Raw genomic sequence first — 15,840 nt, 5'->3', positions numbered from 1 at the left:
GGTGAAGATTTTATTAACGATAGCGGCGCTGGGCGTGGCGGTCTTGGCGGTCTGGCTATGGGGCTTTGGCGGCGCAGGGACCATTGCGGTTTGGGCTGCTGAAGGCCAGCGGGAGGCACAGAACGCGATGGCGCGGGGGCTGCGGGCCTTGCGTGCGGGCGAGCCGGGGGCGCTGACGGCGCTTTTGTCCCTGTGCTTTGCCTACGGGTTTTTCCACGCCGCGGGGCCGGGGCATGGCAAGCTGGTGATCGGCGGCTATGGCATGGGCAAGCCTGTGCCCTTGCTGCGGCTGGCCGGGCTGGCGCTGGCGTCCTCTTTGGCGCAGGCGGCGACGGCAGTGCTGCTGGTCGCGGGCGGGCTGATGCTGCTGGACTGGGGCCGCGAGCAGCTGACCAGCGCGGCCGAGGATGTGCTGGCGCCGCTGTCCTATGGGCTGATTGCGCTGGTGGGCCTGTGGCTGCTGGCGCGGGGCCTGCGGCGGCTGCTGGGCAGCCGGGCTGGCGCACATGGCGCTGATGACCATCACCACCACCATGATGAGACCGGGGAGGTCTGCGCCTCCTGCGGGCACCGGCACGGGCCGACGGCGGAGGAAGCGGCCAATGTCCATTCGCTGCGTGATGCGCTGGCGATTGTGGGCGCGGTGGCGCTGCGTCCCTGCACCGGCGCGGTGTTCCTGCTGCTGCTGACTTGGCGCATGGGCGTGCTGTGGTCCGGGATCGCCGGAGCCTTTGCCATGGGTTTAGGGACGGCCACTGTCACCGTTGCCGTGGCTGTTGCTGCCGTCACCATGCGCAAGGGGACGCTGGCGCAGATGCAGGGCACCGGCGCCCTGCGCGCAGCCGCGGTGCTGGAGATCCTGGCGGGCGGGGTGGTGGCCGTGCTGGCCAGCCAGATCATGCTGCGGGCGCTGTGACGGTTACGCCTCCAGCGCCTCCTGCAGCAGAGTGAACATCGGCTCCAGCGTCAGATAGGCGGACATCAGTGCTGCCATCGGAGCGGCCTGTTCGCGCGGGCTCATCTCATGCCAGAAGGTGAGGGACTTGCGCTGCAGCAGGTGGCCGTGGGGGTGCGCCTTGCCATAGGGGGCGGGGACGCGCTTCAGCTCGGGTTCATTCGTGGCAAAACCCTTGAGCGCGAGGATATCCACCAGGGCTGCGGCCTCGTCCCCGGTTTCACCGTCCACCGCCTCGCGCCAAAGGGGGATCTGCGGCTTGGTGAAGTTCATGATGCCGCCGCCGGTGGTGCAGGAGCCGGGGTCGATGCCGAAGAACAGCGCGCAGCCCGCGCCATTGACCGTCCACATCATGTGCAGATGGGTCTTGTAGGGCGTCTTGTCTTTGGAAAACCGGATGTCGCGCTGGGGGCGGAACAGCCTGGGCACGGCCTGCACACCGGTCCGTTTGGTGATTGCCTGCGCGACCTCGTCCAGCAGCAGCAGGGCGGGGGATTTGAGCTGCGCCTCATAGCGGTCCTTGTGCGCAGTGAACCAGTCGCGGCTGTTGTTCTGCGACAGCTCCGTCAGAAAGGCGCGGGCGTCGGGGATCAGCTGCGCAAAGGGGTTGGTCATTTGAAAAGGCTCCTGCAAGCGGTGGGGCGGTCTGTGCAGAATACCAACATGGGCCTGTACGGGGGGCAAGGAGACTCTGCTCTTGCCGGAACCGTCCGGCGGGCCTAAGGCTGGCATTATGAGCACGTTAACCACCAGACACACCGAAATGTCACCGGGCGGCCATGCCCGGGCGATTGCCGTTCTTGGCCTGCCGCTGATCGGCGGCCATGTGGCGCAGTTTGCCATCGGCCTGACCGATACGGTGATGCTGGGCTGGTACGGGGTGGAGGAGCTGGCGGCGGTAACGCTGGGCGCGACCTATTTCTTCTCGATCTTCCTGTTGGGGTCCGGATTTGCCTTTGCGGTGATGCCGATGGTGGCGGCGGCGGCCGGCGCGGGCGAGGAGCGGCAGATCCGCCGGTCCACCCGCATGGGGCTGTGGCTGTCGCTGGCCTATGGCGCGCTGGCGATGCCCTTGCTGTGGTGGTCCGAGCCGATCCTGCTGCTGCTGGGGCAGGAGCCGGAGGTGGCGTATGCGGCGGCGGCGTATCTGCGGATTGCCGGCTGGGCGATTTTCCCTGCGCTTCTGTACATGGTGGCCAAATCCTATCTGGCGGCGCTGGAGCGGACCCAGATCGTGCTGTGGCTGTCGGTGATCGGCGCGGTGCTGAATGCGCTGGTGAACTATGCGCTGATTTTCGGCAACTGGGGCGCGCCGGAGCTGGGCATAACCGGGGCGGCGATTGCGTCCCTGGTGACCAACGGGGTGTCCTTTGTTCTGGTGCTGGCCTATGCGCTGAAGGCGCTGCCGGAGCATGAGCTGCTGAAGAATTTCCAGCGCCCCGACTGGGAGATGCTGGGCCGGGTGTTCCGGATGGGCACTCCGATTGGCCTCACCACGCTGAGCGAGAGCAGCCTGTTTGCGGCCTCGGCGATGATGATGGGGTGGCTGGGCACGGTGCCGCTGGCGGCGCATGGGATTGCGATCTCGCTGGCGGGGCTGACGTTCATGGTGCACCTGGGGCTGTCCAATGCCGCCACCATCCGGGCAGGAAACGCCTTCGGGCGCGGCGACCGGGCGCATATGGCGCGCGGCGGCAAGGTGGTGACGGCGATGTCGCTGGGGGTTTCAGTGGTGGGGATCACCCTGTTCCTGACCATTCCCGGCCCGCTGATGTCGCTGTTCCTGGATTCGGCCGACCCGCAGAAGGATCAGATCCTGCTGATCGGTGCGGGCCTCTTGGCGGCGGCGGCGCTGTTTCAGATGATGGACGGGATGCAGGCGATTGCGCTGGGCCTGTTGCGGGGCGTGCAGGACACCGGCGTGCCGATGGTGATTGCCGCGCTCAGCTATTGGGCGGTGGGCATCCCGGCCTCTTATGTCATGGGGTTTGTGCTCGGCTGGGGCGGCGTCGGTGTCTGGATGGGACTGGTTGCGGGCCTGTCGGCGGCAGGGCTGTTCCTGATGCGGCGGTTCTGGGGCAAGTCGATCAAACGGGTGGGTTTGCAGGCCGCGTAAGCCGGGCGGCGCTGTTCCCTGCGTCTCAGCCCCCGGCGGTGCTGCGGCCCATTGTGTGAATGGGAGAGAACGCGCCCAGGATCAGGCGGCGGTGGTCAAAGGGGATTTCGACCGGGATGTCGAACCGGGTGTCTTTGGCGATCCGGGCTTCGGCCTCCTCCATCTCCTTCCGGCTGGGCCAGACCTGCCAGGAGAGGACGATGCGCTCCCCCTTACGGGCGGCAACGGCGCGGCGGAAATCGGTGTGCTGGCCGTCCGGCACGTTGTCCTCCCAGGAGTCGACGATCTCCAGACAGCCGTATTCGCGGAACAGTTCGGCGCTGGCTTGGGCCCAGGCCTTGTACGCCTCGAAGTTTTCTTCGGGGACGGGGATCACGAATCCGGCGACATACATGGCGGCCCTCCCAAGGCTTGGCCCGGGCAGCCCCCGGCCTTGGCGAGTGTGGCATGGGGAGGCGTTTCACTCCAGCCTCTTGCTGAGGAGCGCGGGGCAGGGTTGACCGCCATCTGCGCTGGGGGCAGGGTCTTTGAACAGTCTGATTTTGCAACCGGAAGGCCCATTGCCCATGATGACCGACGACGACAAGCGCCTGCTGCGGATCGCCTATGAAGAAGCCAAGGCGGGATTTGATGAGGGCGGCTGCCCGATCGGATCGGTGCTGGCGCGGGGCGGCCAGGTGGTGGCGCAGGGGCGCAACCAGCGGGTGCAGAAGGGCGACCCGATTGCCCACGGCGAGATGGATGCGCTGCGCAAGGCGGGGCGGCAGGCGTCCTATCGCGATACGGTGCTGTACACCTCGCTGTCGCCTTGCATGATGTGCAGCGGCACCATCGTGCAGTTCGGTATCCCGCGGGTGGTGATCGGCGACGCGCAGAATTTCGGCGGCAACGAAGAGTTCCTGCGCTCCCGCGGGGTCGAGGTGGTGATTGCCGAGGACCCGGACTGCATCGCGCTAATGCAGCGGTTCATCCGCGAAAAGCCGGAGCTGTGGGCGGAGGACATCGCCGAATAGGGGCGCCGGGCTGGGGCTGGGCGATCAGAACCAGTAATAGGGTACGTGGTAATGGTCGTAGATGCTTTCCTCGTGCTTGCGGTCACGGTGCCAGCCCTCGTACTGGGCCGGGGCGCTTTCCAGCTGGTCCGGGGTAATGCTGGTGCGGTACCCGTCCAGGCCGCTGTCGTATGAAAGTGCACCCCAGGGAATGACGAATTCCTGTTCGCCAAGGCCCAGGAAGCCGCCGAATGTCATGATTGCATAGGCTGCCTTGCCCGACGTCTTGTCGATCATCAGGTGGTCAATGGTACCGGCTTTTTCGCCGGTTTCGCCGTAGACCGCGGTGCCGGTGATCTCATTTGTCGAGACGAGGCTGCCGCCAGAGCCGTGTTGAGCCTGTTGCATGGTCTTGCTCCTGTTTCTCGTGTGGATGGAAAACCAACGTCCCGGCTGGCTGATTGTTCCGGCGGGGCGGTCTGGCCGGGGGCAGAAACCGCAGGGTTTGCAGGGCGGCTGCGCTGGCCGCGCGGCATTTGTGTTAGTCTGGCAGCAGCCGCGCAGCAGTGGCGGTAAGGAGGCTGCGATGACATTCAGATGTGCTGAAAAAGGCGCAGGCCGGCTGCTGGCCGTGCTGCTGGCCTGCCTTGTGCCGCTGGCACTGATGGCAGCGCCGCCGCGGGCCGGGCTGATGTGGAACCGCACCGGGCTGCCCGCGGTGTTTCCGCTGCAGGTCAGGACGCCGGCGGGGGCGGATTATTACCTCATCCTCAGCGATGCGGGAACCGGCGCGGCGGCTTTGGGGGCCTATATCGAGGGCGGCAAGTTCTTCAAGGTGCTGGTGCCGCCGGGGCGCTATGTGCTGCGCTTTGCCAGCGGCAAGCGCTGGCAGGGCGAGGAGCGGCTGTTCGGGCCGGGGGCGCAAACGCAGCGGTTTGAGCTGCCGTATCCGCTGGAATTTGCCATCCGCGGGGCCGGTATCAAAGGCGGCCATGTGGTGACCCTGTCGCGGGAGCCGCCGGGCGGCGGCCTGCAAGCGGCGGTGAAGGCGCAGTACATCTGCCAGATCGCCAGCCTGGAGGCGCCGGAGCTGCTGCCAGGGCGCGCGCAGCCCTTGCGCCAGTTCCATTTGGGCGGCGATGCGCGGTCACGGGGCATATTGCATCTGCAGTGGCGGCTGCAACTGGGCGGGCCGCGGGCCGGAACGCCGCTGGAGCAGTGGCAGCGCAGCCTGTTTCTGCTGGGCAACCCGCTGCTGCCGCCGCGTGCTTCGGGGCTGGAGAGCCGGGTCGGGCAGCGGCCGCCGGCGCGGTTCCGGTCTTATACGGTGCGCTCGCTGTTCTGCGGCTGAACCGGCCGCGCGCCGGATGGCTTATGCGCCGCCTCGGGCCTTGATCAGCCGGTCGGCCTTCTTGCGCACCAGCACGCTTCGCAGGTCGTGCATTGCCAGCAGCAGGGCGTCGGTGACGTCTTCCAGTTGCTCATCCGTGGCGCGGCTGTTGGCCCAGTGGGCGGTCAGGTTCAGATGGTCGATGGCCCGGTGAATGTCGTCGGTATCGCGGGCGGCGAGGGTGGCGGTGCGGGCCGCCATCCACGACTTGATCTCGGCCATGTCCTGATCGCTGAGCTGGCGCTGGCCGTGCGGTTTGATCTCGCCGTTGCGGATGTTCACAACGGCGATCTGGTCCATCTCGATCCGCCGCTGGCGGTTCTCGGTATCGACGCGGAAGACAAAAGCGCCGTTTTCACGGACGCGGAAATAATACTCCGGCAGATCTGCGCTCATGCCTGGTCTCCTGTTTACGTCAGCGCAGCGCAGAATTTCTGGATGCGGCGGCAGGCCTCTTCCAGTGCTGCGTCAGAGGTGGCGTAGCTGACGCGGAAGTTCGGCGACAGGCCGAAGGCGGCGCCGAAGACCACGGCGACGTCCGCCTCTTCCAGAAGGGCGGTGGCAAAATCCTCATCCGTTTCAATGCGTTTGCCCGCGGGGGTGGTCTTGCCGATCAGCCCGGCGATGGAGGGGTAGACGTAGAACGCGCCCTCCGGCGTAGGGCAGGAGATGCCGTCGATGTCATTCAGCATCGAGACCACCAGATCGCGGCGGCGGACGAACATCTCATTGTTCGGGGCCAGGAAGTCCTGAGTGCCATCGAGCGCCTCCACCGCGGCCCATTGGCTGACCGAACAGGGGTTGGAGGTGGACTGCGACTGCACCTTGCGCATCGCTGCGATCAGTTTCTCCGGGCCTGCGGCATAGCCGATGCGCCAGCCGGTCATAGCATAGGCCTTGGAGACGCCATTGCAGGTCAGGGTGCGGTCATAAAGCCGCGGCTCCACCTGGGCCGGCGTGCAGAACTCAAACCCGTCATAGGCGAGGTGTTCATACATGTCGTCGGTCATCACCCAGACATGCGGGTGGCGCATCAGAACGTCTGTCAGCTCCTTCAGTTCCGCCCGGCTGTAGCCCGCGCCGGTTGGGTTGGAGGGGGAGTTGAAGATGAACCATTTGGTGTTCGGGGTGATTGCCGCTTCCAGCTGATCGGCGGTCAGTTTGAAATTGGTCTGCAGTGATGTTTCGGCAATCACCGGCGTGCCGCCGGCCAGCAGCACCATGTCGGGGTAGGAGACCCAGTAAGGCGCGGGAATCACCACCTCGTCGCCTTCGTTCAGGGTGGCCATCAGCGCATTGTACAGCGTCTGCTTGCCGCCGGTGCCGACGGAAACCTGGGCCGGGGTGTAGTCGAGCCCGTGGTCGCGCTTCATTTTTGCGCAGACCGCCTGCTTCAGCTCCGGGATGCCGTCGGGGGCGGTGTATTTGGTTTTGCCCGCAGCGATGGCGGCGACGGCTGCGTCCTTGATGTTCTGCGGCGTGTCAAAGTCCGGCTCGCCGGCGCTGAGGCCGATGACATCGCGTCCGGCAGCCTTCAGTTCGGCGGCCTTGGCCGTCATTGCGATGGTCGGTGACGGTTTGACGCGGGATAAGGTCTCGGACAGGAAAGACATGGTCTGCGGCCTCGGTTTGTATGTTGCTCGCAACTGTCATAGGGTGCGGCTTAACGGCGATCAAGCCGCGTTCAAACTGGATTAGGAGAACTGGCAATGACGGAGCAGACTACAGACTGGTACGGCCCGGACGCAGCGACATTTGGCGACCGCGTGGCGGCTGCACGGGAAGCTGCCGGGATGACCCAGGGCCAGCTCGCGCGCCGGCTTGGGATCAAGAAGTCCACGCTCAGCGCCTGGGAACGCGACCTGGCGGAGCCGCGCGCCAACAAGCTGACGATGCTGGCCGGCGTGTTGAACGTGTCGATGTCCTGGCTGCTGACCGGCGAAGGCGAAGGCATGTCGGAACCGGCGCCGCTGGAGCTGGAAGCAGGCGATTTCACAAGCGTTCTGAACGAGTTGCGTGATCTGCGCAGCGAAATGCGCCAGAATGCGGAGCGGGCTGCACGCCTGGAGAAGAAGCTGCGGACCCTGCTTCAGGTCAATGACGGCCAGACCACAGAAGTCGCCTGAGACCAGGATGCAGGAAGACCGGACCATCCGCCTGAAGCGGCTGCAGATGCGCTCTATGCGCCGGGGTATCAAGGAAATGGATATCCTGCTGTCGGCCTTTGCAGCCGCGAATCTGGAGCAGATGGACGCTGCGCAGCTGGATCTTTATGACCAGCTGTTGCACGAAAACGACCAGGATCTGTACCAGTGGGTGACCGGCCAGGCGGAGCCGCGAGAGCGGTTCCGCGCACTGGTCGCGGACATAGCGCAAACCTACCAAAAATAATAAAATACCGGCTTAACCGATTTTTCGGGAATTGTTGGCATCTTGTCTTAGAAGCAAATTCGAGTCGGAGATGCGAATGAGTATGGAAATGCCAATTGGCCAGACAGACCGGAAAGGTTTCATGACTGGCTACCTGGAGGCGCTGGCCCTTGTCGAGCGTCTCCACCGTCTGCTGCTGGATGTCATCAAGGACGAGTTTGAACGCGTTGGCGTGCTGGAAATCAACGCGGTTCAGGCGCTTTTGCTGTTCAACATCGGTGACAACGAGGTGACTGCCGGGGAATTGAAGACCCGCGGTTACTATCAGGGCAGCAATGTCAGCTACAACCTGAAGAAGCTGGTCGAGATGGGCTATATGCACCACCAGCGCTGTGAAATCGACCGCCGCTCGGTGCGGGTGCGGCTGACCCCGCGCGGCCGCGAGATCCGCGATATCGTGTCGGCGCTGTTCTCCCGCCATGCCGAGGGGCTGGAGGGCAAGAACGTGATCTCCTCGCAGGGGATTGAGGATATCACCGCCTCGCTCAAGCGGGTGGAGCGCTACTGGTCGGATCAGATCCGCTATATCTACTAAGGCGCTGGCCGGGAGAGGGTTCCGGTGGGCAACGGGCCGCAAAACACCGGCAAAGCACCGGCAGGCCAAATCGGGGCATGAGGGGAAACCGTGCTCCGGCTGTATTGAAGGGCAAAGCGCCGGGACCCGCACGGGGCCACGGCTGAAGGTTGCAGAAGTGACCGCCCTTGCTGCCGCGAGAGGATTTTGTCCCGGGGCGGCTGGTCCTGCTTAGGCGGGAAATTGTTATTGGTTTGTGTTTTTCAGAAAACCGGAAGGCGGGTCATTGCACCGCCAGGCACGGACAGCACCGGACAGGCGCTGTGCCGGTTTTTTGCGTTATGCGGGGTCATTTGCGTTTTACGGCGTCATGCGGCTGCTGACGCCTGCGCGGCTCCGGCCGCCGCGCTTGCAACGCCCGGACGGGCCGGGGCGGGCCGGCAGCGGGCCGGGTTCCGTCCGGTCCCCCAGGCCCAAGGGGGCAGCTGCGGCTGCCAGTGGCGGCAGCAGACTGAGACTGGCTGAGGGCAGCCCGGCGGCGGTGCCACTCTGCCTTACAAAATCACCTGATTGGCAAACTCCTGCTCGATGACGCTGCGGATGAAATCTGCAAGCATTAGGAAGGCAGGCGGGCTGCCGCTGCTGCGGCGCCAGGCGAGGCCTGCCTGCCGGTAAAGCAGCGGTTGCATGGGAACCACGGCGACATCGCCTTCGCCGCGTTTCACCTCGGACTCGACATAAAGCGCAGGCAGCAGGGTTGCGCCCATGCCGAGCGATACCATCTGGCGGAGCGCATCAAGGCTGGTGCCTTCGAAATCCTCGCGCAGGTTCGCCCCCGATGCCGCGCAGAGCTGCGATACCTGGCGGCTCAGCGTGTAAGACGGGTTGAGGCTGAGCAGGTTCTCCCCGTCCAGATCCGCGGTCTTCACCCGGCTCCGGCCGGCCAGGGGATGATCCCGGGCCACGGCCAGGCTCAGCGGCTCCCGGAACAGGAAGGTGTGGCGGATGTCATCGCGCGGCACCGGCAGCTGGGTCAGGATCAGATCGTGCCGGCCCGCCAGCAGATCCTCGGTCAGCTCGCGCGGGGGAGCGTCGCGGATGACCAGCTTGAGGTCCGGAAAAGACTGATGCAGGCGCCGCAGCACCCGCGGCAGCAGGTAGGGGCCGATTGTCGGCGAAGACCCCAGCCGCAGGGTGCCGTCCAGAGCGTTGCCGGAGGCGCCGGCGGTTTGGCTGAGCCGTTCCACGTCCTGCAGGATCCTTTCGGCCTGGGCCGCGGTGTTGCGCCCTGCCGGGGTCAGGATCAGGCCGTTGCGCCGCCGTTCGATCAGCCGGGTATCCAGGGCTTTCTCCAGGGCGGCGATCTGCAAGCTGAGGGAGGGCTGGCTGATCCCCAGTTGCCGGGCTGCGCTGCGGTACTGCAAGGCGTTGCTGAGGACGGCGAAATAGCGGAGCTGGCGCAGGGTGATTTCCGGCATCTGTGGCTCTCCTCGCAAGATATAGGAAAAACCTATCTTAAAGGACAATAGTATTGGGTTCTTAAAATGCAATGCCTGCCCATCTTGACTGTGAGGCCGCGGCTTGCCGCGCCGCCTGACACAGGAAAAAGGAGGCAATTGATGAACAACAGTCCACGGGTAAAGGTTTTCTCGCTGCAGGTGAGGCTGGCGAAGCTGCGCCTGAAACATCAGTCGCTGAAGGCGAAAATCGCCAAGGAGCTGAAACGCCCGTCGCCGTGCAGCATGATGCTGCAAGGGCTGAAGCGCCAGCGCCTGCGGACCAAGGATGAGATCATGCGCTGCCTGGGTCAGTTGCGCCGCAGCGGGCTGCCGGGCTTCAATCAGCAGCAATCGGCATAGGGAGGCGGCGGTAATGTTCCAGTTCACCCATCCGCTGAGCGGCGCGGGCTTTCTGCACAGCGCCGATCTGGAGGATATGCAGGCGGCCCTGCTTGATGATGGAGAAGAGGAGGACGATGACGGTCCCGATGGCGGCAGCCCCTGCATCGCAGGAAAGCGCACGCAAGTGACGCTGACGTTCGGATACCAGAACCGCCGGGCGTGACGGTCCGGACAGAAGCGCGGCGTGCGAAGCCGCCTGATCGCCCTCCGGTGCAAGCCGGAGGGCTGATTTCTTTTAAGCCGATCCAAAACACAGGCCGCACCCGGGGCCCTGCCGGGCCCCGCGGCCTGCCGGCTCTTACCAGTGGCCGGTGTTTTCCATGCTCGCCCAAGGTTCCGCCGGGGCCAGCGAGTCGCCGTTCTGCAGCAGCTCGATCGACACATTGTCGGGCGAGCGCACAAAGGCCATATGCCCGTCGCGCGGCGGCCGGTTGATAGTGACGCCATTGTCCATCAGGTGCTGGCAAGTGGCATAGATATCGTCCACCCCATAGGCGAGATGGCCGAAATGGCGGCTGTCATCGGGCAGCGCGTCGTCGCCATCCCAGTTGTAGGTCAGCTCCAGCGGGGTTTCCTCCTGGCCCGGCGGTGCCATGAAGATCAGGGTGAAGCGGCCCTGTTCGTTTTCCCAGCGGCGGGTCTCCTTGAGGCCCAGCAGTTCATAGAAAGCCATGGATTTCTCCAGATCCTTCACCCGGACCATGGTGTGCAGGTATTTGAGGGGCATGGGGGTCTCCTGTTATCGCTGTCAGGGACTTTAGCGGGCCACGGCGCGAAGGCCAGCAAAAGCGCCGGGGCGGTCTTAGAATTTTGACTCGATCCCCAGCGAGACGGAGAATTCCGAACTGTCAAAGCGGCTGTGGTTGGAGCTGCGCTTGCCGGCCCGGACCCGCAGCATCGGCGCAAAGCCTGCATAGTCGTAGTCTTCGAAGAACAGGTTCAGATCGGCATAGACGGAATGGTCCTGGCGGCCGCCCGGGATGGGCTGCCAGTCGCTGCCGTCAAAGAAGGTGTGGTCGGGGTAATCCGCGGTTCCCAAAATCAGGCCGGTGCTGATCCTGGCAGGGCCGACCAGCTGCCCGAAGGCATAGCCGACGTGAACGGTGGCGGTATGGCCGCTGGAGTTCACGCTGTTTGCCCGGGTGTCGCGCAGGCCGAGGGTGAAGCTGAGGCTGTCGCCGTTTTCGAGCTTGCGCGACAGCGACGCCCCAAGGCCGAAGACATCGGCTTCCAGGCTTTTCAGGCGCGGATCCAGCCGGTGCTCGGCGCTGCCGTTGAGGGTGAGGCGGCTGCGGGGCGAGAGGGCCCAGCTGCGGGCGGCAGACAGTTTTGCAAGATTGTAGTTTCGCTGCCCGCCGTACCAGGAGGTGGCGGCAGTGAGGGCGATCCGGGCGTTGCCGCCCTTGTCTGCAGGCCCGGCGGCGAAGGCGTGGCTGAGGGTGATCTCGCCGTAGGTGGATCCGAATTCCGAGTTCCGCGGTGCTGTGGTCATGGTGCGGGCTGCAAGGTCTGCCGCCTTTGCCTTGGCGCTGGAGGACAGAGCCACGCGCTGCACGTAAAGGCGTCCGCTGAGCGTGGTCAGGCTGGCGTCGCTCTGGCGCAGGCGGCGGGTTATGCCGGCATCAAGGGTACCGGTGAGGCCGGACAGCGCAATCGCCCGCGGCCCGAACCTGTTTTCATGCGAGGACAGCCCGTCGATTTCCTGCGTCGCGGCGTCAGAGCCGTTGTTCACGTTGTTCGATGGCTTCAGGCCGCCGCTCAGCCGGAAGGACCAGGGGCTGATGCGGCGCAGCGCCTGATAGTCCTTGGCGATCAGCTCTTCGGCTTTGCTGTCGGGGGCGTAGACGGCCGTGCGGCGCAGCCAGTACTGGGACAGGACCGCGCTGCCGCCCTGAAACGCCAGGCGCGAGGCAAGCTGGGCCATCTGGTACTTGGTGGCGTCGTCGGGGGCAAAGCGGAAGGCGCGGGCGGCGGATTTGCGGCCCTTGGCGGGCTGCCCGGCCTGGGCATAGGCGGCGGCCTGAAGATGCCAGGCCAGGTGGTTCTTGCGGTCGGCCTGCAGCAGCGCGTCCGACAGCCGCAGCGCCAGCTGCGGGTTGCCGGAATTCAAGGCGTGCACCGCCAGAATATGCCCCTGCTGGAGCGACAGGTGAGCCTGTTGCCGTCCGGTTTCCTGCGCTTGGGGCTGCGCAGAACACAGCCCCAGTCCCAGCAGCGCGGCGGCGGCTGCCTTCCGCATGATTTAAGGCGTCGGCTGGTCGCAAAGCGGGTCGCTGCTGGCGCCCCCGCATTGGCCAAGCACAAAGACGCCGTATTCCTCGATATCCGAACCGTATTCGGTGATATGGCCGGTGGCGTGGACACCGCCGGCGACCGACGCGGCATTCGTTCCGGAGAACACACCGCCATATTCGCCGACAGATTGCTGCCCGATCGTTGCCGAACCGGAGAAAGTGCCGTCCGAAGCAATGGCAGTCGGCGCCAGTTCCAGATTTGTCGGCGACACTGATCCGTCATCCCTGACGGCGCGGTTGTAGATCAGGCCATTGACCACATTGTCGGTGAAGTCTGCGTTGACCAGAACGTCGCCAGTGATTTCGGCGGCTTGCGACGGCAGCACGTCGGTTGGAGTGCCGGGCGTCACGGGCAGCAGGTCCTCGCCGCTGCCGGCGGTATTCAAAAGGCCGACGTAGGACCCTGCGTAGCTGACGAGACCGCCGGAGGGCTGATCTGTGACGGGCGCGGAATAAGCGCCGCTGCGGCCGTAGTTGGCGCCGGCGAAATAATAGCCGAACTGACCGCCCGTTGCGACAACAACAGCATACCCGCCCTCGATCTCGCGCGCATAGGCGGTGGAGTGGCGGTCGAGCGAAGAATCCTGAACCGTGTAGGCCTCGTAGCCGTTGCGGTCCAATGACGGTTTGCGCACGTAGGTGGCGGAGAAGGGCGTTTCGTCCAAGCTGACGCCAGTCACGGTCAGGGTCTGGCTTGCGGGATTGTAGCTGACGCTGTCGAGATCGTTTGCAACAGCTTCCGGGATCGTGCCGGTGACGTCATCCGGATCATCTGTCCCGGTGGTAAACGGGTTGCCCCCGCCGCACGCGGACAGCGCGGACGCCGCCGCGATCCCTAGCCAAAAGCGCCTCATCTGCCTTTACCTCAATATCTTTATCGTTTTGCGCCACCATCGGGCGCGGCCGTGGCAAAGTCAATTGAACACTTCTGTTTCCGGCGCAACCGTGGCGGATGCGCTACCTGTATATAGGTCTTTTTGGGGTCGGTCTGAGCATATCTTGTGCTGCGGGGCAGGCGCAAAGGTGATTTTTGCTCTTGGCGGCTGGCGGTGCAGGGGGTATTCCGGGACGTGACATTCAGGGCAAAGCCAGGGGGGGCTCCATGCAGCATTATCTGGATCAGCTGCGCCATATTCTGGACAATGGCGTACCGTCGGACGACCGCACCGGCACCGGCACGCTGAGCTGTTTCGGGATGCAGGCGCGCTACAGCCTGGCCGACGGGTTTCCGCTGGTCACCACTAAGAAGCTGCATCTGCGGTCGATCATCCATGAGTTGCTGTGGTTCCTGTCGGGGGACACCAACATCCGGTACCTGAAGGAAAACGGCGTTTCGATCTGGGACGAGTGGGCGGATGAGAACGGCGATCTGGGTCCGGTTTACGGCCACCAGTGGCGCCGGTTCCCCAAGCTGGAGCTGGCCGAAGGCACCACCGGGGATGAGCCGCTGTACCGGGCGGGCAGTGTCGATCAGATCGCGGATCTGGTGGAGATGATCCGCAAAAGCCCCGACAGCCGCCGCCTGATCGTTTCGGCCTGGAATCCGGCGGACGTGCCGGACATGGCGCTGCCGCCGTGCCATACGCTGTGGCAGGTGCGGGTCGCGGGCGGCAAGATGCATTTGCAGCTGTACCAGCGGTCTGCCGACATGTTCCTGGGCGTGCCGTTCAACATCGCCTCTTATGCGCTGCTGCTGGCCATGCTGGCGCATGTGACCGGATACGAGGCGGGGGATTTCGTGCATACGATGGGCGATGCGCATATCTATTCCAACCATGTGGAGCAGGTGAAGCTGCAGCTGTCGCGCAGCCCCAAGCCGCTGCCGCAGCTGCGGATCAAGCGGCAGGTCAGCTCGATCTTCGATTTCAAGTACGAGGATTTCGAGATCCTGAACTATGACCCGGATCCGGGCATCAAAGCGCCGGTCGCGGTCTGATTTCAAAGGAAAACATCCATGATTACCCTGATCGCTGCGCGGGCGCGCAACGGGGCCATCGGCAAGGACAATGATATCCCCTGGTTTGCGCCGGAGGATTTGAAGGCGTTTCAGCGCGAGACCCTGGGCGGCGCCATCATCATGGGCCGCAACACCTGGGACAGCCTGCCGGTGAAACCCTTGAAGAACCGGCTGAACCTGGTGGTGTCCTCGAACCCCGAGGCGGCAGATATTGTGCTGCCGTCAATCGAAGCGGCGGTGGAAGAGGCCCATGCGCAGGGGCACCGGCGCGTCTACGGCATTGGCGGTGAGGGGATCTACCGCGGGATGCTGGGTATGGCGGACCGGCTGCTGATCACCGAGGTGGATTTGACCATTGAAGAGGCGGATGCCTTTTTCCCGGAGTTCGATCCGGACAATTGGGTCAAGGCCGGTGAAACGGTCCTGCGGGACAGCGATCCGGCCTGCGTGATGGTTGAATATCTGAGGCGGGCGTGACAGGGGCAATATCCCCGGCCCGTCAGTGCCTGCGCCCAGCCCAAGTCCGGGCGCAGTGCGTAATCAATTGATCAAAGCGCTTTAAGCTCTGCAGCCATTTTCCGGCCGTCGCGGCCTTCGGACAGCTCGTAGCCGACTTTCATATTGTCGGCGAGGCCGGTCATGCCCGACCGCTCCACCGCTGAAATGTGCACGAACACATCCTTGCCGCCTTCATCGGGTTCAATAAACCCATACCCCTTGGTGGTGTTAAACCACTTCACGGTGCCGCTTGGCATTTCCCGTGTCTCCTTCTACTTTGCACTCTGCCTTGGGGGCTGCCCAGGGCATCCGGCCGGTTCCTTGGGTCGTTCTGCAAGGCGAGGCCGGACAACCTTGAGTGTTGCACGGGATGCATGAAAATCAAGAGAAACTGGTGAATTCTACCATAAATTGTGTTCGCCGCTTTGCGGGACATAGGGGGAAGCATGAAAATCTACGGGCTTAAAAACTGCGATACCTGCCGCAAGGCTTTGAAACAATTGCCGGATTCCAGTTTGGTCGATATCCGCGCGGATGGAATGCCGGACGGCTTGCTGGAGGCGGCCTATGCTGAATTCGGTGCCAAACTGGTGAATACGCGGTCAACCACCTGGCGCGGGCTCAGCGAGGCGGAGCGGGGCGGTGAACCGCTGGCCCTGCTGCGGACGCATCCGGCGCTGATGAAGCGGCCGCTGATCGAGCGCGACGGGGAATTATTCCTTGGTTGGGATCAGAACACGCGGGCCGCCCTTGGTGCTGCTTGACCGGCTGACTATGTCGGTACGGCAGGTTT

22 protein-coding genes are annotated in these 15,840 nt (G+C 64.3%); 12 read left to right on the top strand and 10 right to left on the bottom strand.

Translation table 11 applies throughout. The features are described 5' to 3' along the window. Position 1: 1 nt before the first annotated feature. On the top strand, positions 2–916 hold the full coding sequence (locus CAER_RS0126030) for a nickel/cobalt transporter (protein ID WP_027238122.1): 915 nt from the start codon (positions 2–4) through the stop codon (positions 914–916). Between the two features lie 3 nt (positions 917–919). Here CAER_RS0126030 and CAER_RS0126025 read toward each other — a convergent pair whose 3' ends face one another. Next, a complete protein-coding gene (locus CAER_RS0126025) occupies positions 920–1,570 on the bottom strand; it encodes a TIGR02453 family protein (protein WP_027238121.1) in 651 nt (216 codons plus the stop codon). Between the two features lie 118 nt (positions 1,571–1,688). Between CAER_RS0126025 and CAER_RS0126020 the strand changes: the two genes are divergently transcribed. Then, a complete protein-coding gene (locus CAER_RS0126020; protein WP_051357892.1) occupies positions 1,689–3,071 on the top strand; it encodes an MATE family efflux transporter in 1,383 nt (460 codons plus the stop codon). A 25-nt stretch (positions 3,072–3,096) separates the two neighbouring features. On the opposite strand, the gene CAER_RS0126015 is transcribed toward CAER_RS0126020, so the two are convergent. Continuing rightward, a complete protein-coding gene (locus CAER_RS0126015; protein WP_036798033.1) occupies positions 3,097–3,465 on the bottom strand; it encodes a DUF1428 domain-containing protein in 369 nt (122 codons plus the stop codon). Between the two features lie 175 nt (positions 3,466–3,640). Here CAER_RS0126015 and CAER_RS0126010 point away from each other — a divergent pair, with 175 nt between their 5' ends. Continuing rightward, complete coding sequence (locus CAER_RS0126010; protein WP_027238118.1) at positions 3,641–4,084, top strand: nucleoside deaminase; 444 nt, start codon at positions 3,641–3,643, stop codon at positions 4,082–4,084. 24 nt (positions 4,085–4,108) lie between these two features. On the opposite strand, the gene CAER_RS0126005 is transcribed toward CAER_RS0126010, so the two are convergent. Further along, on the bottom strand, positions 4,109–4,471 hold the full coding sequence (locus tag CAER_RS0126005) for a PRC-barrel domain-containing protein (protein WP_027238117.1): 363 nt from the start codon (positions 4,469–4,471) through the stop codon (positions 4,109–4,111). A 178-nt stretch (positions 4,472–4,649) separates the two neighbouring features. On the opposite strand from CAER_RS0126005, the gene CAER_RS0126000 reads away from it, so the two are divergent. Continuing rightward, positions 4,650–5,414, top strand: coding sequence for a hypothetical protein (locus CAER_RS0126000; RefSeq protein ID WP_027238116.1), 765 nt, complete (start codon positions 4,650–4,652; stop codon positions 5,412–5,414). 21 nt (positions 5,415–5,435) lie between these two features. On the opposite strand, the gene CAER_RS0125995 is transcribed toward CAER_RS0126000, so the two are convergent. Next, the gene (locus CAER_RS0125995; RefSeq protein ID WP_027238115.1) at positions 5,436–5,849 is read right to left on the bottom strand and encodes a hypothetical protein; all 414 of its coding nucleotides are present in this window, start codon (positions 5,847–5,849) and stop codon (positions 5,436–5,438) included. A 14-nt stretch (positions 5,850–5,863) separates the two neighbouring features. Next, complete coding sequence (locus CAER_RS0125990; RefSeq protein WP_027238114.1) at positions 5,864–7,066, bottom strand: pyridoxal phosphate-dependent aminotransferase; 1,203 nt, start codon at positions 7,064–7,066, stop codon at positions 5,864–5,866. 96 nt (positions 7,067–7,162) lie between these two features. On the opposite strand from CAER_RS0125990, the gene CAER_RS0125985 reads away from it, so the two are divergent. The 3 genes from CAER_RS0125985 to CAER_RS0125975 all read left to right on the top strand — a co-directional run bounded on the left by CAER_RS0125985 (position 7,163) and on the right by CAER_RS0125975 (position 8,418). Continuing rightward, on the top strand, positions 7,163–7,579 hold the full coding sequence (locus tag CAER_RS0125985; RefSeq protein ID WP_027238113.1) for a helix-turn-helix domain-containing protein: 417 nt from the start codon (positions 7,163–7,165) through the stop codon (positions 7,577–7,579). Positions 7,580–7,586: 7 nt separating this feature from the next. Then, entirely contained in the window at positions 7,587–7,844 is a 258-nt protein-coding gene (locus CAER_RS0125980; RefSeq protein ID WP_027238112.1) for a succinate dehydrogenase assembly factor 2, read from the top strand. A 76-nt stretch (positions 7,845–7,920) separates the two neighbouring features. Beyond that, positions 7,921–8,418, top strand: coding sequence for a MarR family winged helix-turn-helix transcriptional regulator (locus CAER_RS0125975; RefSeq protein ID WP_209320225.1), 498 nt, complete (start codon positions 7,921–7,923; stop codon positions 8,416–8,418). A gap of 533 nt (positions 8,419–8,951) precedes the next feature. Here the strand turns inward: CAER_RS0125975 and CAER_RS0125970 are convergent. Continuing rightward, a complete protein-coding gene (locus CAER_RS0125970) occupies positions 8,952–9,875 on the bottom strand; it encodes a hydrogen peroxide-inducible genes activator (protein ID WP_027238110.1) in 924 nt (307 codons plus the stop codon). Between the two features lie 141 nt (positions 9,876–10,016). Between CAER_RS0125970 and CAER_RS0125965 the strand changes: the two genes are divergently transcribed. Together CAER_RS0125965 and CAER_RS0125960 are read left to right on the top strand one after the other, a co-directional pair. Beyond that, positions 10,017–10,256 (top strand): YdcH family protein, encoded by a 240-nt coding sequence (locus CAER_RS0125965; protein ID WP_027238109.1) that lies wholly within the window; start codon positions 10,017–10,019, stop codon positions 10,254–10,256. A gap of 13 nt (positions 10,257–10,269) precedes the next feature. After that, positions 10,270–10,461, top strand: coding sequence for a hypothetical protein (locus CAER_RS0125960; RefSeq protein WP_027238108.1), 192 nt, complete (start codon positions 10,270–10,272; stop codon positions 10,459–10,461). Between the two features lie 135 nt (positions 10,462–10,596). Here CAER_RS0125960 and CAER_RS0125955 read toward each other — a convergent pair whose 3' ends face one another. From CAER_RS0125955 to CAER_RS0125945, 3 genes are all read right to left on the bottom strand, one after another. Next, entirely contained in the window at positions 10,597–11,025 is a 429-nt protein-coding gene (locus CAER_RS0125955) for a VOC family protein (protein WP_027238107.1), read from the bottom strand. 75 nt (positions 11,026–11,100) lie between these two features. Continuing rightward, positions 11,101–12,537, bottom strand: a complete 1,437-nt coding sequence (locus CAER_RS0125950) for a porin family protein (protein ID WP_027238106.1) — start codon at positions 12,535–12,537, stop codon at positions 11,101–11,103. Between the two features lie 3 nt (positions 12,538–12,540). Continuing rightward, positions 12,541–13,446, bottom strand: coding sequence for a hypothetical protein (locus CAER_RS0125945; RefSeq protein ID WP_027238105.1), 906 nt, complete (start codon positions 13,444–13,446; stop codon positions 12,541–12,543). 248 nt (positions 13,447–13,694) lie between these two features. Here CAER_RS0125945 and CAER_RS0125940 point away from each other — a divergent pair, with 248 nt between their 5' ends. Further along, positions 13,695–14,528, top strand: coding sequence for a thymidylate synthase (locus tag CAER_RS0125940; RefSeq protein WP_027238104.1), 834 nt, complete (start codon positions 13,695–13,697; stop codon positions 14,526–14,528). Positions 14,529–14,546: 18 nt separating this feature from the next. Further along, positions 14,547–15,026, top strand: coding sequence for a dihydrofolate reductase (locus CAER_RS0125935; protein ID WP_027238103.1), 480 nt, complete (start codon positions 14,547–14,549; stop codon positions 15,024–15,026). 71 nt (positions 15,027–15,097) lie between these two features. On the opposite strand, the gene CAER_RS0125930 is transcribed toward CAER_RS0125935, so the two are convergent. Continuing rightward, the gene (locus tag CAER_RS0125930) at positions 15,098–15,304 is read right to left on the bottom strand and encodes a cold-shock protein (RefSeq protein ID WP_027238102.1); all 207 of its coding nucleotides are present in this window, start codon (positions 15,302–15,304) and stop codon (positions 15,098–15,100) included. Between the two features lie 189 nt (positions 15,305–15,493). Between CAER_RS0125930 and CAER_RS0125925 the strand changes: the two genes are divergently transcribed. Then, positions 15,494–15,811 (top strand): arsenate reductase family protein, encoded by a 318-nt coding sequence (locus tag CAER_RS0125925; protein ID WP_027238101.1) that lies wholly within the window; start codon positions 15,494–15,496, stop codon positions 15,809–15,811. The last annotated feature ends 29 nt before the right edge of the window (positions 15,812–15,840 follow it).

Origin of the sequence: Leisingera caerulea DSM 24564 (assembly GCF_000473325.1) — a bacterium.
GTDB lineage: Bacteria > Pseudomonadota > Alphaproteobacteria > Rhodobacterales > Rhodobacteraceae > Leisingera > Leisingera caerulea.
The sequence above is the reverse complement of the archived record's forward strand: the minus strand, read 5'-3'. Positions and strand labels throughout refer to the sequence as shown.

Bases quoted from the DNA above. Each gene is read 5' to 3' on its own strand.
- CAER_RS0125930 (WP_027238102.1), bottom strand. From the start codon at position 15,304: ATGCCAAGCGGCACCGTGAAGTGGTTTAACACCACCAAGGGGTATGGG.
- CAER_RS0125935 (WP_027238103.1), top strand. From the start codon at position 14,547: ATGATTACCCTGATCGCTGCGCGGGCGCGCAACGGGGCCATCGGCAAG.
- CAER_RS0126025 (WP_027238121.1), bottom strand. From the start codon at position 1,570: ATGACCAACCCCTTTGCGCAGCTGATCCCCGACGCCCGCGCCTTTCTG.
- CAER_RS0126020 (WP_051357892.1), top strand. From the start codon at position 1,689: ATGAGCACGTTAACCACCAGACACACCGAAATGTCACCGGGCGGCCAT.
- CAER_RS0125990 (WP_027238114.1), bottom strand. From the start codon at position 7,066: ATGTCTTTCCTGTCCGAGACCTTATCCCGCGTCAAACCGTCACCGACC.
- CAER_RS0125950 (WP_027238106.1), bottom strand. From the start codon at position 12,537: ATGCGGAAGGCAGCCGCCGCCGCGCTGCTGGGACTGGGGCTGTGTTCT.
- CAER_RS0125940 (WP_027238104.1), top strand. From the start codon at position 13,695: ATGCAGCATTATCTGGATCAGCTGCGCCATATTCTGGACAATGGCGTA.
- CAER_RS0126005 (WP_027238117.1), bottom strand. From the start codon at position 4,471: ATGCAACAGGCTCAACACGGCTCTGGCGGCAGCCTCGTCTCGACAAAT.
- CAER_RS0125980 (WP_027238112.1), top strand. From the start codon at position 7,587: ATGCAGGAAGACCGGACCATCCGCCTGAAGCGGCTGCAGATGCGCTCT.
- CAER_RS0126010 (WP_027238118.1), top strand. From the start codon at position 3,641: ATGACCGACGACGACAAGCGCCTGCTGCGGATCGCCTATGAAGAAGCC.
- CAER_RS0126000 (WP_027238116.1), top strand. From the start codon at position 4,650: ATGACATTCAGATGTGCTGAAAAAGGCGCAGGCCGGCTGCTGGCCGTG.
- CAER_RS0125960 (WP_027238108.1), top strand. From the start codon at position 10,270: ATGTTCCAGTTCACCCATCCGCTGAGCGGCGCGGGCTTTCTGCACAGC.
- CAER_RS0125965 (WP_027238109.1), top strand. From the start codon at position 10,017: ATGAACAACAGTCCACGGGTAAAGGTTTTCTCGCTGCAGGTGAGGCTG.
- CAER_RS0125925 (WP_027238101.1), top strand. From the start codon at position 15,494: ATGAAAATCTACGGGCTTAAAAACTGCGATACCTGCCGCAAGGCTTTG.
- CAER_RS0125955 (WP_027238107.1), bottom strand. From the start codon at position 11,025: ATGCCCCTCAAATACCTGCACACCATGGTCCGGGTGAAGGATCTGGAG.
- CAER_RS0125970 (WP_027238110.1), bottom strand. From the start codon at position 9,875: ATGCCGGAAATCACCCTGCGCCAGCTCCGCTATTTCGCCGTCCTCAGC.
- CAER_RS0125945 (WP_027238105.1), bottom strand. From the start codon at position 13,446: ATGAGGCGCTTTTGGCTAGGGATCGCGGCGGCGTCCGCGCTGTCCGCG.
- CAER_RS0125995 (WP_027238115.1), bottom strand. From the start codon at position 5,849: ATGAGCGCAGATCTGCCGGAGTATTATTTCCGCGTCCGTGAAAACGGC.
- CAER_RS0126015 (WP_036798033.1), bottom strand. From the start codon at position 3,465: ATGTATGTCGCCGGATTCGTGATCCCCGTCCCCGAAGAAAACTTCGAG.
- CAER_RS0125985 (WP_027238113.1), top strand. From the start codon at position 7,163: ATGACGGAGCAGACTACAGACTGGTACGGCCCGGACGCAGCGACATTT.
- CAER_RS0125975 (WP_209320225.1), top strand. From the start codon at position 7,921: ATGAGTATGGAAATGCCAATTGGCCAGACAGACCGGAAAGGTTTCATG.